The sequence below is a fragment of the Pyxidicoccus sp. M6 genome (assembly GCF_055568925.1).
Window position 1 is genome coordinate 9,103,795 of sequence record NZ_CM145714.1, and the last position, 14,265, is coordinate 9,118,059.

A 14,265-nucleotide genomic window follows, 5' to 3' on the forward strand; every position below is an offset into this window, starting at 1 on the left:
TACCAGACCGGAGGAGTCACCGCCCCGCATGGACACCGTGAAGCCTGCCCTGATGTACCTGCTCGCCCTGCTGATGGTGGCGGCGGGGCTGAACCACTTCCGCGACCCGCGCTTCTACCTGCGCATGATGCCGCCGTACCTCCCGTGGCATGGGCCGCTCGTGTTCTGGAGTGGCGTCGCGGAGGCGCTGCTGGGCGTGGGCCTCGTGGTGCCGCAGACGCGCCAGCTCGCGGCGTGGGGGCTCATCGCGCTCTTCGTGGCCGTGTTCCCCGCCAACCTCTACATGGCGATGAACCCGGAGAAGTTCCGGAAGGTACCGCCCGCGCTGCTCTGGCTGCGCATCCCCCTCCAGGGCGTGCTCATCCTCTGGGCGTGGTGGTACACCTGAGGCGCACCCGCCTCAGCCGCGCGCAATCATCACCGTGCGGGCCACCAGGTCGACGGTGGCCAGGATGACGGCGCGCTTGGGCTGGATGCGCTGCTCCTCGAACTTGAGCCGGAAGGCCAGCGTGCCGGGCCTCTGCCCATCCTGGAAGTCGAGCTGGAACAGCAGCCGCCCGGGGAACTGCGCCACGCGGGTGGCGTTGGCCAGGTTCACGTAGCGCCCCGGCAGGAGCTGCGCGTCGTCCGGGCTGATGACGCACAGCTGCGGCGCCGCGCCGGGGTTGAAGGTCACCTTCGAGCCGAGCCGCAGGTCGAGCACCGCCGTCCGCGTGCCCTGCACCGTGAGGAGCTTGCTGCTGATGATGTCGGGCTCCGCCGCCAGCGCGCTGCCCGTGCGGCAGGTGATCTTCGCCTCCTCCAGGTCGTCGTCGAACGGCACGAGGCCTCTCGCCTCCTCGCGCGCCTCCGTCTCCCCGCCCGACTCCTGGCCCATGAATTCGTCGTGATGGCTGCTCATCGTCGTGTGTCCCTTCTCGTGTCACGCGCCCCGCGCCTCGCGGAGCGTGTCTGTGTTTCGAAAGGGACTACGGGGCATGTCCGGAGGTGGATGGGCAGGCGCGCGAAGCGGAAGGAAGGCCCGGCACGCCCGGTCCGGACACCGGGCGGCGTGAGAGGCGGCCCGCGTCCGCCCTACCTCGGGCCCCGAGAGGCGCTGATCAGCGCGGGGGGCGCCTGTCCGCCCGGCGGCCCTGCCGGTGCGTCCTTCCTTGACTCGACGGGTGGTGCTCTTTAGGTTCCATCGCTTCCTGTAGCTTCAAGCCCCACCGAATTCGAAGGACGTTCCATGGCTCGCGTAACCGTCGAAGACTGCCTTCCCCTCGTCGACAACCGCTTCGCTCTGGTGCTGCTCGCCGCCAAGCGCGCGCGTCAGCTCATGGCGGGCGCCCGCCCCATCATCGAGACGTCCAAGAACAAGCCCCCCGTGCTCTCCCTGCGCGAGGTGGCCACCGGCCGCGTGAAGTTCGACCGGGACGTGCGCGAGGCGCTGTCCGGCAAGTACGCCGCCAACGCCGAGAAGCCCTGAGCCTCCCGGGCATCCCGTAGTCTTCAGCCGCCCTCCTTCTCCGGTGTCCTGACCGGAGCGGGGGCGGCCTCCGGGAGCAGGCCCTGCGAGCGCAGCCACCGCATCGCGCGCGACGCCACGGCCTTCTCCCCCTTGTAGCCGAGCATCGGCACCAACTGTGCCACCGGCACCCAGCGCACCTCGTCCACCTCCACGCGCGGCCCCGGCAGCGGCCCCAGCGCACCCGCCTGGTAGCGGAAGAGGAAGAAGTGGACGCGCTTGAAGATGCGCTGCCCGCGGAACTGGTAGACGTAGCGAATCTCGCCCAGCGGCGCGAGCAGCGTCGCGGTGAGCCCCGTCTCCTCGTGCACCTCGCGGCTCGCCGTCTGCTCCGGAGTCTCCCCCGGGTCCACGTGCCCCTTGGGCAGCGCCCACAAGGGTCGCCCGTGGGGACGAATGACGGCCACCTCCCAGGTGCCGGCACTCTCCCGGATGACGACCCCTCCTGCGGACGCCTCGCGTGGCATACCCACCCACCCTACCCGAAGCGGGCGGGCGGGTGCTCAACCACCGTGCGCGAAATGGCGCAGCTTGGCCTCCGCCCCCAGCCGGTAGGCGTAGCGCAGGTCCCCCAGCAGCCTGTCCAGCCGGCGCCCGGTGACGTGCCCCATCAGCCGGTTGCAGAAGCGCCGGGACAGCCGGTTGGCCTCCTCGTAGCGCCATCGCTCCTGGGGTGACAGGCGCTCCCGGTAGGAGACGCGCTCGAAGAGGCGCTCGAGCAGCTCCTCCGCCCAGGCGCCCACGCCCTCGCCCCACCGGTGCAGCAGGCAGATGGCGAACTTGTCCACCTCCGCCTGCGCCTCCAGCTCCAGCAGCGACACCGTCCGTCCGTGGGCGGCGGTGTGCGCCATGTAGAGGAAGTGGCTGACGCCCTCGGCCACCTGGCAGTAGCCGTCCAAATCCCCGTCCAGCATGTGGCCCAGCGGGCCGGACGCGTAGGGCTTCAGCCTGTCCAGCAGCGCGGGGGACAGGTACAGGGCCAGCTCCAGCGAGTCCCCGTCCTCGTGGACCAGGAGCTCCTCCTCGGTCCGCCCCGTGCCGCCCAGCTGCACCGCGGCCTCGGTGTCCACGACGAAGACCTCCGCCCGGGCCTCGCAGGTGAAGCCGTAGATGGCCTCCAGGTGGTCCTGCACGTGACCAATCATGCCGCCTCCCGAAGTCCGCGCTAATTGGGAAGGCCCTTGGGAGACGGCACCATGCCGGCGTCCACCAGCACCCGCTCCAGCTTGTCGCTACCGGTGCGCGACCAGGACTCGTAGACCTTCAGCGCCCCCGAGGGGCCGGCCTTCACCATGCCGCGCGCGGCAATCTCCTCCAGCACCTCCACCAGGGCGCGGAACTTGTCGCGCAGCTCGCGGTACACCTGCGCCGCCGGGGACAATTCCGCCACCTGGCCGTACGCCGTGCCACCCATCTGGATGTAGTAGTCCGGGCCCACCACGCCGGACTGCAGCGAGCCGGAGAAGAAGCCCGCCGTGTACAGCGAGACGTCCCCCAGCCGCCGCAGCGTGCGGATGCGCTCGTTGCGCTCCTGTTGCAGCGCCTGGTGGTAGAGCAGCGCCAGCGGCTCGTGGTCCTTCCGGCCTTCCTCGTCCCGGGTGAACAGCTTGTCGCTGAGCGCGAACTCCGAGAGCAGGTTCACCAGGTAGAACTCCGTTACCTCGGCGATTACGACCCGCTGCCGCCCGATGACCTCGTCCAGGAGCGACTTGAAGAACTCCTTCAGCGACAGGGACGCCACCAGTTCACTCATTGACACCTCCCGTCAGTCCGGAGCGGTTTCCAGCCCCGGGGACACCTGGAAAGGTACCAACGGGCTCCCACGCTGGCAAAAGCGACCTTCAATGATTCCGGGCACTTGCGCTGGCACTCGCCCCCTGCGAGTGCTAATCCGGGGCCAATCCGTGTGCGCCCGGCCGGACTCCCGGCGCGGAGGCCCGGAATGGGAAAAGCCCAGGAATGACGCGAAGTTGGCAACGCATCGGACGCCGGTCCGGCATCGCTTGACGGGTCGAAGTCCCTGGTTATTATCCGCCGCGCCTAGGCGTTAGCACTCGCGAGGTGCGAGTGCTAAATGCCGCGGGTCGTCACGACCCTTTTTCAACCCCCAAGCGGCGTCCCGGCCGGGAAGGTTCCGTAGGACGGGCGCCACCCAAAGGAGCAGATCATGAAGATTCGTCCCCTGCAGGATCGGCTCATCGTGAAGCGCGTCGCCGAGGAGACCAAGACCAAGGGCGGTCTCTTCATCCCCGACACGGCGAAGGAGAAGCCCCTCGAGGGCAAGGTCGTTGCCGTGGGCAATGGCAAGGTGCTCGAGGACGGCAAGGTCCGCGCCATGGACATCAAGGCCGGCGACACCATCCTGTTCAGCAAGTACGCGGGCACGGAGATCAAGCTCGACGGCGAGGAGCACCTCATCCTTCGTGAGGAGGATGTGCTCGGCGTGATCGAGAAGTAGTCCGTCTCCCTTCCCACCCCATCCAAGGAATCACAGATATGGCGAAGGACATTCTGTTCGACGTGCGCGCCCGCGAGGCCATCCTCCGTGGCGTGAACATCCTGGCCGACGCGGTGAAGGTCACCCTCGGTCCCAAGGGCCGCAACGTCGTCATCGAGAAGAGCTTTGGCTCGCCCACCATCACCAAGGACGGTGTGACGGTCGCCAAGGAAATCGAGCTGGAGAACAAGTTCGAGAACATGGGCGCGCAGATGGTCAAGGAGGTTGCCTCCAAGACGTCTGACGTCGCCGGTGACGGCACCACCACGGCCACCGTGCTGGCGCAGGCCATCTTCCGCGAGGGCGCGAAGCTGGTCGCCGCGGGCCACAACCCGATGGAGATCAAGCGCGGCATCGACAAGGCCGTGGGCATCATCGTCGGCGAGCTGAAGAAGCTGGCGAAGCCCACCAAGGGTCAGAAGGAAGTGGCCCAGGTCGGCACCATCTCCGCCAACGGCGACTCCACCATCGGCCAGATCATCGCGGACGCGATGGAGAAGGTCGGCAAGGAGGGCGTCATCACGGTGGAGGAGGCCAAGGGCCTCGAGACGACGCTGGACGTGGTCGAGGGCATGCAGTTCGACCGCGGCTACCTGTCTCCGTACTTCGTGACGGACCCGGAGCGCATGGAGGCCGTCCTCAACGACGCCCTCATCCTCATCCACGAGAAGAAGATCTCGTCGATGAAGGACCTGCTGCCCATCCTGGAGCAGGTGGCTCGCGCCGGTAAGCCGCTGCTCATCATCGCCGAGGAGGTCGAGGGCGAGGCCCTGGCCACCCTGGTGGTGAACAAGATCCGCGGCGTGCTGAACGTCTGCGCGGTGAAGGCGCCGGGCTTCGGTGACCGCCGCAAGGCCATGCTCGAGGACATCGCCACCCTGACGGGCGGCAAGATGATCGCCGAGGACCTGGGCATCAAGCTGGACACGCTGTCGCTCCAGGACCTGGGCCGCGCCAAGCGCATCACGGTGGACAAGGACAACACCACCGTCGTCGACGGCGCCGGCAGCCAGCAGGAGATCGAGGCGCGCGTGAAGCAGATCCGCGCCACCATCGAGAACACCACCAGCGACTACGACCGCGAGAAGCTGCAGGAGCGGCTGGCGAAGCTGGTGGGCGGCGTGGCCGTCATCAACGTCGGCGCGGCCACCGAGACGGAGATGAAGGAGAAGAAGGCCCGCGTGGAGGACGCGCTCAACGCGACCCGCGCGGCCGTCGAGGAGGGCGTGGTGCCCGGCGGCGGCGTGGCCTTCATCCGCTGCCTCAAGGCGCTGGACGGCGTGGAGTTCACGGTCGGCGAGAAGTTCGGCGTGGACATCATCCGCCGCTCGCTCGAGGAGCCCCTGCGCCAGATCGTCGGCAACGGCGGCCTGGAGGGCAGCGTGGTGGTGAACAAGGTCAAGGAGGGCACGGGTCCGTTCGGCTTCAACGCCGCCACCGGCGCCTACGAGGACCTGCTCGCCGCGGGCGTCATCGACCCGGCCAAGGTGAGCCGCACCGCGCTGCAGAACGCGGCGTCCGTGGCGTCCCTGATGCTCACCACCGAGGCCATGGTGGCGGACCGCCCGAAGGAGGAGAAGGAGGCCCCCGCCGGCGGTGGCATGGGCGGCATGGGCGGTATGGGCGGCATGGGCATGTAGTCGCCCCCCACCCCGGCTCCCATGCCGGGGTGACGGCCTGACGTCGGCCTCCGGTTCCTTTCAGGAGCCGGGGGCCGTTGTCTTTTGCGGGCAAGGTGGCGGCGAGCCACCGAGGCCCTTAATTTGGTGGGACGTGAGGAGGAGCTGCCTGTGAAGCCCGTGAAGATCTACACGACGACCTACTGCGGGTACTGCGTCCGCGCGAAGGACCTGCTCAAGCGCAAGGGCGTGGACTACGAGGAGGTGGACGTCACCGGAAATGACACCATGCGCTCGAAGCTGGTGGAGATGAGCGGCGGCCAGCGCACCGTGCCCCAGGTTTTCATCGGCGACACGCACGTGGGTGGCTACTCGGACCTGTCCCGGCTGGACTCCGAGGGCAAGCTGGACCCGATGCTGGCCTGAGCCGGCGGCCAGGCAGGCGGGCGCCCCGCTCCGGCTGCCCCCGGCCCCGTGCATAGCTTCCCTCCCGTGGCACACCACCCTTTCGCGGGAGGCGGCAATGGCAGGCCAGGAAGCGCAGACGGGCACCCGTGACGAGCACTACAACCTCATCAGCGCCCTGTATCACCTGTTGAAGGGCGCTTCGAACGCGGAGCAGTACATCGCCGACGCCGAGGAGTCGGGCGACCAGGAGCTCGCCCAGTTCTTCCGCGACTGGCAGGACGAGCAGCGCAATCTGGCGGAGCGGGCCAAGAACCTGCTCGGCGGCAGGATTGTGGGTGGCGCGAAGGCCGGCACCGGCCGCAAGCGCGGCGCGAGCGCGGGCGGCAAGAGCGTCCCCACCCGCTCGCTGAAGACGCAGAGCAACGCGAGCGTCAACTCCGGCGGCAACGCGAAGGACGACATCGTGGACGAGGAGTCCAAGGAGTCCTTCCCGGCGAGCGACTCGCCCGCGCGCTACTGAGCGCGGCGCGTCACGCGGCTCCATGCACGTGGAGCCGCGCTGGTTTCTGGCCTCCACGCGCACGTTCGTCTTGGATGGCGGGCCGTGAAGCGCTCCGGCCCGTCCCTCCTCGCGTGCGGCGCCCTGCTGCTGGTGGCCCTGACGGCCCTGGCGTGCCGGGGCCCGTCCACCCAGGTGAAGCGCTCCGTCCCCGAGGACCTCCGCGCGTCCGCCGTGGTGGTGTACCCCTGCGTCTTCCGCTGGGAGACGCCCCCGTGGCGCGCGGTAGAGCTCTCACAGCGCCTGGTGGACGTGGCGCTCGCCGAGGCCGGCGACAGCGCCCTCTTCTTCGGCCCCACGGAGGTGCGCGTGTACCAGCCCGAGGCCGACGACGCCTGGGCGGCCAGCGACGCGGTGGCGGTGCTGGCCCCGTACCGCGTGCGCCCGGAAGCGGCGCTGGTGCTGCGGCCCCGCGCCGAGCGGCGCGTCCAGAGCGGGCAACGTGAGCTGGTGGACAGTCGTGGCCACACGGTGGGACGCGGCACGCAGGAAGCCATGCTCTACCTGGGCACGGTGGAGGTGCTCCACCCCGCCACCCGGCAGGTGGTGCTGGAGGTGTCCGGCGAGGCCCCGGCGGACCCCTTCGCGGAAGTCACCGACGACGGCGCGGACCCGACCCCGGAGCTGACGGTGCTCATGGAATCCCTCACCCGCGAGGCATTGAAGGCCCTCTCCGGCGCGCTGAAGCCGCCGCACGCGCCCGCGCCGCCCCTGGCCACCTCCGTGGCCTGGCTGTCCTGGGAGACGCTGCCCCTGGAGACGGAGGGCGCCACCCGGGACATCCTCGACGCGGAGGTGCTGCGCCAGCAGCGGCTGCGCTTCGCCAACCCGCGCCTGGCCCCCGCGGAGCTGGACGCGCTGGCCCGCCTTCCCGGAGGCCTCTACGTGCGCGAGGCCCCGCCGGGCTCGAAGCTGTCCCCGGGCGACGAGGTGCTGTCCATTGGCGGCCGCCCCGCCCCACCCCAGGCCCTCGCCCGGACGCGGCTGGGCCCCCTGCCAGTCGAGGCTCGCGTGAGGCAACCCTCCGGGAGGATTGTTTCACTATCGCTGCCCTGATGCCCTCGGACGTGACTCAGTAGGGGCGGAGGTGCGAGTCGTGCTTGCCCCCCTGGTCCCCTCCACCTAAAGAGGACCCATGATGGAACCCAGGCCCGAGACCACCCAGACCGCCCAGACGGACCAGGAAGGCCGTACCACCCGCATCCCCATCCACGAGTGGACGGTGGAGGTGGTCGGCGGCCCGGACAAAGGCAAGAAGGTGACCACCCAGGACGGACTCGTGCGCGTGGGCTCGGACCCCGCCAGCGACCTGGTGCTTACCGACGCCACGGTGAGCCGCCGCCACCTGGAAATCGAGCGCACCGCGCGCGGCCTGCTCTTGCGCGACGCCGGCAGCCGCAACGGCACCTTCCTCGACGGGCGCCAGGTGCTGCAGGCCTACCTGTCCAGCGGGGACAAGCTGGAGCTGGGCAAGACGAAGCTCGCCGTGAAGCTGGCCCCCCGCCCCACCGAGGTGGAGGTGGCCGGCGCCGAGTCCTTCGGCGCGCTGGTGGGCGCCTCGGAGAAGATGCGCTGGGTCTTCACGGAGCTGCGCCGCGTGGCCCGCGAGGACATGAGCCTGCTCATCGAGGGTGAGACGGGCACCGGCAAGGAGCTGGCGGCACGCGCGGTGCATCAGCACTCGGCGCGGCGGCATGGCCCCTTCAAGGTCGTGGACTGCAACCTCATCTCCGAGGAGAAGGCCGAGCGCGAGCTCTTCGGCGGCCTGCGCGCGGGCGACAACGAGGACCGCGAGGCGCGCGGCGTCTTCGAGGCGGCCCGCGGCGGCACCCTCTTCCTGGACGAGGTGGGCGAGCTGCCCCTCCAGGTCCAGGGCAAGCTGTTGCGCGTGCTGGAGACGCGCGAGGTGCCCTCGCTGGACGGCCAGCCGGTGGCGGTGGACGTGCGCGTCATCGCCTCCACGCACCGCAACCTGGAGGAGGACGTGCGCCAGGGCCGCTTCCGCGCGGACCTCTACTTCCGCCTCGCGGTGGCGCGCGTGCGCCTGCCGCCCCTGCGCACCCGCCGGGAGGACCTGCCCGTGCTGGCCCAGGCCCTCTCGCAGTCGCTGCGCTCCAGCGTGACGCTCACCCCGCAGACGCTGGCCCTCTTCGAGGGCTACGACTGGCCGGGCAACGTGCGCGAATTGCGCAACGTGCTCGAGCGTGGCGCCCTCATGGAAGAGACGGGCAACACCAGCTGGCTGGACTTCCTCGCGCAGCCCTCGCGCCGCACGGAGGGCCAGACTCCGGTCACCAACGTGGCCGAGCTCGTCACCAACATGGCGTACCACGAGGCCAAGGACCGCGTGCTCGCGGACTTCGAGCGCTTGTACTTCGCCGAGGTGATGCGCACGGTGGGCTTCGACATGAAGGCCGCCGAGCAGCGCACCGGCCTGTCGATGCAGAGCCTCTACCGACTCTTGAAGAAGAACGGGCTTCGTCTCAAGGACCTCAAGAACGCCGAGGGCCTGGAGAAGTAGATGCCCGGACGCAGTCCCACCCCCAGGGAGAACAACCGCATGTTGCGTCGTCTTGCCGTAGCCTCCTTCGCACTCACCGCCGCCTGTGCCGGCCAGCAGAAGACCGATGCTGCCGCTGGTGGCAAGTCCGTGCCCACCGAGGAGCGGGTCCGCATCACCAACCAGCCTCCGTTCGACCTGATTTCGTGCTTCCCGCGCGAAGTGAAGATGCCGGAGCAGAACAGCCAGGGCGTCGTGCTCGGCGCGCTGCTGGCCGTCCGCCCGCAGGTGCTGGAGTGCCTGGTGGACCCCAAGAACCGGGGCCCCGCGGAGGCGACGAAGGTGTCGGTGAAGACCACCGTCACGGACCAGGGCGCCACGCACGCGGTGACGGGGGAGAACCTCACCCCCGAGGGCACCGCCTGTATCCAGAAGGTGCTGGACACCCAGGTGCAACCCGCGGCGCTGGCCAAGGGCGCGCAGCCCGTGGAGGCCACGATTCCCTTCGAGCACACCGCCACCGGCCTGAACTCCGTGAAGTTCGGCATCAACGAGGGCTCGGACTTCACCGGCTCCGTGCGCCTGGCGCAGCCCTCCTGGTGTGACTGCTACGCCAACTTCAAGGACAAGGTGCCCCCGGCGCTGACGGCCAAGGTGAAGCTGCTGAAGACGCAGCAGACGCCGGCCGAGGTGACGTTCGAGGCCTCCGGCAGCACCGAGGGCGACCAGCTCGCCGCGTGCCTCCAGCCGAAGATTGCCGCGCTGCCGGCGAAGCTGTCCTCGGACGAGCTCGGCTTCAGCTACCGCTTCGTCCACTTCAACTCCGCGGCCCCCGAGGCGGCCGCGGCCACCCTGCCCCCGGAGCTGCGCTTCCTCCAGCTGGACCTGGTGCGCACGCAGCGCGCCGCGGACCAGGCCATCGCCGACGGCGCCCGCACCCCCGCCGCCCAGGCCTTCGCCGAGGTGGTGGACCGCTACCAGAAGACGAAGAACTACAAGCTCTTCGACGAGCTGGAGAGCAAGTGCAACGCCCTGGTGGCCGCGGACACCCGCGTCACCGAGGCCCTCACGGGCCGCCAGGCCACGGAGCAGGCCGCGCTCTCCATCGCCCAGGAGATGAAGGTGAAGGACGCCGAGGGCTGGACGGAGGCCGAGGCCGCCACCCAGAAGAACCTGGACGAGACGGTCAAGGAGCTCGCCGAGGCGCAGAAGATTGCCACCCAGGACAAGAACGCCTGCCCGAAGAAGACCTACAAGAAGTAGGCACGGGCGGTAGCTGAAAGCACGAAGGCGCGGGACCCGAAGATGGGGCCCGCGCCTTCTGTGTTTCAGGGGGCCCGGGAAGCAGGGCCCCTCATGCGGGACTTCAGGCCGCGGTCACCTTGTCGTCGTTGGCCGCGCCGGCCTCGCGGATGCGGACGCTGACGAGCTTGGAGATGCCCGGCTCCTCCATGGTGACGCCGTAGAGGGTGTTGGAGACCTCCATGGTGCGCTTGTTGTGGGTGATGAGGATGAACTGCGACTGCTTGCTCATCTCCTTCACCATGTCGTTGTAGCGGCCCACGTTGCCCTCATCCAGCGGCGCGTCGACCTCGTCCAGGAGGCAGAAGGGCGTGGGCTTGATGAGGAAGATGCCGAAGATGAGGCCCACGGCGGTGAGGGCCTTCTCGCCACCGGACAGCAGGTTGACGCTCTGAAGCTTCTTGCCCGGCGGCTGGGCGACGATTTCCACGCCCGGCTCCGCGTTGGGGCCCTCGCTGGTGAGCACGAGGCTGGCCCGGCCGCCGCCGAACAGGCGCGGGAAGATGGCCTGGAACTTCTCGTTCACCACGTCGAACGTCTGCTTGAAGCGCTCGCGGCTCGCCGCGTCGATGCGCTGGATGGCCTCCTTGAGCTGCTCGATGGAGGCCTGCAGGTCCTTCTTCTGCGCGGCGAGGAAGTCGTAGCGCTTGGTCAGCTCCGCGTGCTCGTCGATGGCGGTGAGGTTGATTTCCCCCATCTTCTCCACCTGCGCGCGCAAATCCTTCAGCTCGGCCTCCGTCTCCGGGGTGAGCGGCGCCAGCATGTGGTAGCGGTGCAGCTCCGTCGCCAGCTCCACCTGGTGGCGCTCGCGGATGCCCGCCGCGAGGTGCTCCAGCTCCAGGGCAATCTCGCGCTCGCGCAGCGAAATCTGGGACAGGCCCTGCATCAGCTCGTCCACCCGGCTGCGCAGCTCGCGGAACTCCGTGTCCTGCTCGCGCACCTCGGCGGACGCCACGGTGTGCGCGGCGCGGCGGGACTCCAGCTTCTCCGCGGCCGCCTTGTGCTCCTCGACGCGCTGGGAGAGGCCGCCCTCGGTGTCGGTGATGCGGCGCTCCAGCTCCTCCGTGCGCGCGCCGCCCTCAATCACCGTGGCCTGGAGGCGGGTGACACGCGCCTCCATGTCCTTGCGCTGGGTGACGAGGCTGTCCAGCTCCTTGCGCGCGGACTCGCCACGCTCGCTGCCGGCGGCCACCTTGATGCGCAGGCCCGTCAGCTCGCCGTTGGCCGTCTCCGCCCGCAGGCGCAGGGACTCCTGCTCCGCCGCGAGCTGCTTCACGCGCTCCTCGCGGCCCTCGCGGTCCGCCTGGCCGTGCGCCACCTCGCCGCGGCTCGTCTCCTCCTCGTGGGCCAGCGCGCTGTGGCTCTGCGCGAGCTGCGCATCCTCGGACTCCAGCGCCCGCACCCGCTCGCGCACCCGGGCCAGGTCTTCGCCCGCCTTGTGCAGGTCCTTCTCCTGGCTGGCGAGATTCACTTCCTCGGCGTGCTGATTCTTGGCCAGCCCCTTGAGGACGCTCTCCGCGTGCCCCATCTGCTTCTGGAGCGTGTAGTGCCGGGTGAGGATTTCGTTGTAGCGCTCCTCCACCCGGGCCACCTCGGCGGCCAGCTCGGCGATTTCGCGCTTCTTCTGGAGCGCGCCCACCGCCGCGCCCTCGCGCTCACCACCGACGATGGTGCCGTCCGGACGGAACACCTCGCCGTCCTGCGTGACGAGCGTGCACGTGGGGCCATTGGCCTCCGCGTACGCCCGCGCCGCGGGGATGTCCTGGACGATGACCACATCGCCCAGCAGGAGCTGCACGAGCGGCCGCAGCGCCTCCTCGCACGTCACCTCGCGCGCCGCGTGGGCCAGCACGCCCGGGCGGCTGAAGTCCGGCTCCTGCATGAGCGGCAGCGCGTCCAGCGCGGGCACCGGCAGGAAGCTGCCCCGGCCCTCCGCGTGGCCCTTGAGGTACTCCACCAGCTCCACGCCCTTGTCGCGGCTCTCGACGATGACGTGCTGGAGGCGCTCGCCCAGGGCCGCCTCCACCGCGCGCTCGTAGCGGGCGTTGACGTTGAGCACGTCGGCCACGAGGCCGAAGATGCCCTGCTCGCGGGCCACCGTGCCGGCGCGCATCATGACGGCGCGCACGCCCCGGTCGAAGCCGTCGTAGTTCTTCTGGATGTCCTCCAGGGACGACAGGCGGCTGCGCTTGTCGCTCAGCTCCTCGCGCAGGGCGATGACCTGGATTTCGTTCTCCGTGAAGTCCGCGCGGGTGCGGCTGAGGGACTCCTCCTCCTGGCCCTTGCGCTCGGCCAGCTCCGCCGCGAGGTGCCGGGTGTCCTCCACCCGCTTCGCCACGTCGCCGCGCACCGCTTCCAGCTGCGACTCCTGCTCGCGCAGGGACTGCAGCTCACCCTGGAGCTTCGCCCGGCGGGCCTCCAAGTCGGTGCGCTGGCGGGCGAGGTTGACGAGGTTGCTCTCGTGGTTGGCCAGGCGCCCGGCCACCGCGACGAGGCCCGCGCGCTCCTGCTCGAGGCGCAGCGCCACCTCCGTCTGGAGCTGGGACACGCGGCGCAGCTCCTCCTGCGCCACCTGCATGGCGACTTCGTCTTCCTTCCACGAGCCGGCGATGCCGGACAGCTCCGCCTCGCGCGCGGCCATGGCCTCGGCCATCTCCGCCTGGCGCGCCAGCAAGCCCTCCAGCTCCACCTTCGCGGAGGCCACGCGGGCGCGCGTCTCCTCGAGGTCGCGCTTCGCGTAGGACAGCTCCTGCGTGTCGCGCTGCACGCTGCTCTCCATCGCGTGCACGTCCACGGCGAGCGTCTGCAGGGCGGCGGCCTCGGCGTCCAGCTCGGCGCGGCGCTTCGTAATCGCCTCTTCCAGGTTCTTCACCCGGTCCAGGCTGTCGCGCTCCTCGGTGCCCAGGTTCTCCAGGCGCGACTTGAGGACCTGCTTCTCCGCCAGCAGCTCCAGGTGGCGGTGGCTGGCGGCGTGCAGGTCGATGTCCCGCATGCGCGCCTTGAGCTTCTTGTACTTCTCCGCCTTCTTCGCCTGACGCGACAGCACGTCGAGCCGCTTCTCCAGCTCGTTGGTGATGTCCGTGACGCGCAGGAGGTTGGCGTCGGTCGCCTCCATCTTGCGCTCGGCGGCCTTGCGGCGGGCCTTGTACTTGGTGACGCCCGCGGCCTCCTCCAGCAGGTGGCGCCGGTCCTCCGGCTTGCTGGAGACGATGAGGCCCACGCGGCCCTGCTCGATGATGGAGTAGGCCTTGGTGCCCACGCCGGTGCCGAGGAACAGCTCGGTGATGTCCAGCAGGCGGCACTGCGTCTTGTTGATGAGGTACTCGGAGTCGCCGTTGCGGAACAGGCGCCGCGTGACTGTCACCTCGGAGTAGCCCTGGTACTGCGGGGAGAGCTGGTCCGTGTCGTCCACGAGGAAGGTGAGCGACACCTCCGCCATGGACAGGGGCGGCTTGTTCTCCGAGCCGTTGAAGATGACGTCCTCCATGCCGCGGCCACGGAGGTTCTTCGCGCTCTGCTCACCCATCACCCAGCGGATGGCATCCACGACGTTGGATTTTCCGCACCCGTTGGGACCGACGATGCCGGTGACGCCTTCATCGAACGTGAAGACGCTCCGCTCCATGAAGGATTTGAAACCGGTGATGTCCAACCGCTTGATTCGCATGCCAGCGGGCTCCTGGGGGACGCGCGGAGTACGGGGGAGAAAGCGAGCGCGAGGCCGAAAAATCGGCCCCGGAACGATCGGCAGGAGTACCAGTCGCCCCCCGGCCGATCAAGCGTGACCATGCCTCAGGTGGCCATACGTTCGGCTGCTTGCCCTTCAACAAGGCGACTTCAGCGCACGCATGGATGTCCTGTGGGGTTGCAAAG

Annotated in this window: 14 protein-coding genes; 9 read left to right on the plus strand and 5 right to left on the minus strand. The window is 69.5% G+C overall.

What is annotated here, in order from left to right; all coding sequences use genetic code 11:
* The first annotated feature begins 28 nt into the window (after window positions 1-28).
* Window positions 29-388 carry a DoxX family protein gene (locus ACVTJA_RS35590; protein WP_465826434.1) on the plus strand — a complete coding sequence of 120 codons (360 nt, stop codon included), beginning with the start codon at window positions 29-31 and terminating at the stop codon, window positions 386-388.
* 12 nt (window positions 389-400) lie between these two features.
* On the opposite strand, the gene ACVTJA_RS35595 is transcribed toward ACVTJA_RS35590, so the two are convergent.
* Window positions 401-901: a hypothetical protein gene (locus ACVTJA_RS35595; RefSeq protein WP_465826437.1), complete on the minus strand. Its 501-nt coding sequence runs from the start codon at window positions 899-901 to the stop codon at window positions 401-403.
* A 327-nt stretch (window positions 902-1,228) separates the two neighbouring features.
* On the opposite strand from ACVTJA_RS35595, the gene rpoZ reads away from it, so the two are divergent.
* Window positions 1,229-1,468, plus strand: coding sequence for a DNA-directed RNA polymerase subunit omega (gene rpoZ, locus ACVTJA_RS35600; RefSeq protein WP_465826441.1), 240 nt, complete (start codon window positions 1,229-1,231; stop codon window positions 1,466-1,468).
* A 23-nt stretch (window positions 1,469-1,491) separates the two neighbouring features.
* On the opposite strand, the gene ACVTJA_RS35605 is transcribed toward rpoZ, so the two are convergent.
* Genes ACVTJA_RS35605 through ACVTJA_RS35615 form a run of 3 tightly spaced genes read right to left on the minus strand, consistent with a single transcriptional unit; the run spans window position 1,492 to window position 3,260 of the window.
* Window positions 1,492-1,974 carry an NUDIX hydrolase gene (locus ACVTJA_RS35605; RefSeq protein WP_206726284.1) on the minus strand — a complete coding sequence of 161 codons (483 nt, stop codon included), beginning with the start codon at window positions 1,972-1,974 and terminating at the stop codon, window positions 1,492-1,494.
* Between the two features lie 36 nt (window positions 1,975-2,010).
* Complete coding sequence (locus tag ACVTJA_RS35610) at window positions 2,011-2,652, minus strand: hypothetical protein (protein WP_465826443.1); 642 nt, start codon at window positions 2,650-2,652, stop codon at window positions 2,011-2,013.
* Between the two features lie 20 nt (window positions 2,653-2,672).
* Window positions 2,673-3,260 (minus strand): hypothetical protein, encoded by a 588-nt coding sequence (locus ACVTJA_RS35615; RefSeq protein ID WP_465826445.1) that lies wholly within the window; start codon window positions 3,258-3,260, stop codon window positions 2,673-2,675.
* 414 nt (window positions 3,261-3,674) lie between these two features.
* Between ACVTJA_RS35615 and groES the strand changes: the two genes are divergently transcribed.
* The 7 genes from groES to ACVTJA_RS35650 all read left to right on the plus strand — a co-directional run bounded on the left by groES (window position 3,675) and on the right by ACVTJA_RS35650 (window position 10,353).
* Entirely contained in the window at window positions 3,675-3,965 is a 291-nt protein-coding gene (groES, locus tag ACVTJA_RS35620) for a co-chaperone GroES (protein ID WP_206726281.1), read from the plus strand.
* A gap of 38 nt (window positions 3,966-4,003) precedes the next feature.
* Window positions 4,004-5,644, plus strand: a complete 1,641-nt coding sequence (groL, locus tag ACVTJA_RS35625; RefSeq protein ID WP_465826447.1) for a chaperonin GroEL — start codon at window positions 4,004-4,006, stop codon at window positions 5,642-5,644.
* A 150-nt stretch (window positions 5,645-5,794) separates the two neighbouring features.
* Window positions 5,795-6,049, plus strand: coding sequence for a glutaredoxin 3 (gene grxC, locus ACVTJA_RS35630; RefSeq protein ID WP_465826450.1), 255 nt, complete (start codon window positions 5,795-5,797; stop codon window positions 6,047-6,049).
* Window positions 6,050-6,146: 97 nt separating this feature from the next.
* Complete coding sequence (locus ACVTJA_RS35635) at window positions 6,147-6,551, plus strand: hypothetical protein (protein ID WP_465826452.1); 405 nt, start codon at window positions 6,147-6,149, stop codon at window positions 6,549-6,551.
* 84 nt (window positions 6,552-6,635) lie between these two features.
* Complete coding sequence (locus ACVTJA_RS35640; protein ID WP_465826454.1) at window positions 6,636-7,646, plus strand: hypothetical protein; 1,011 nt, start codon at window positions 6,636-6,638, stop codon at window positions 7,644-7,646.
* Window positions 7,647-7,728: 82 nt separating this feature from the next.
* Window positions 7,729-9,111, plus strand: coding sequence for a sigma 54-interacting transcriptional regulator (locus ACVTJA_RS35645; RefSeq protein WP_465840600.1), 1,383 nt, complete (start codon window positions 7,729-7,731; stop codon window positions 9,109-9,111).
* A 39-nt stretch (window positions 9,112-9,150) separates the two neighbouring features.
* Complete coding sequence (locus tag ACVTJA_RS35650) at window positions 9,151-10,353, plus strand: hypothetical protein (protein ID WP_465826456.1); 1,203 nt, start codon at window positions 9,151-9,153, stop codon at window positions 10,351-10,353.
* 103 nt (window positions 10,354-10,456) lie between these two features.
* Here ACVTJA_RS35650 and smc read toward each other — a convergent pair whose 3' ends face one another.
* Window positions 10,457-14,059, minus strand: coding sequence for a chromosome segregation protein SMC (gene smc / locus ACVTJA_RS35655; RefSeq protein WP_465826458.1), 3,603 nt, complete (start codon window positions 14,057-14,059; stop codon window positions 10,457-10,459).
* Between the last annotated feature and the right edge of the window lie 206 nt (window positions 14,060-14,265).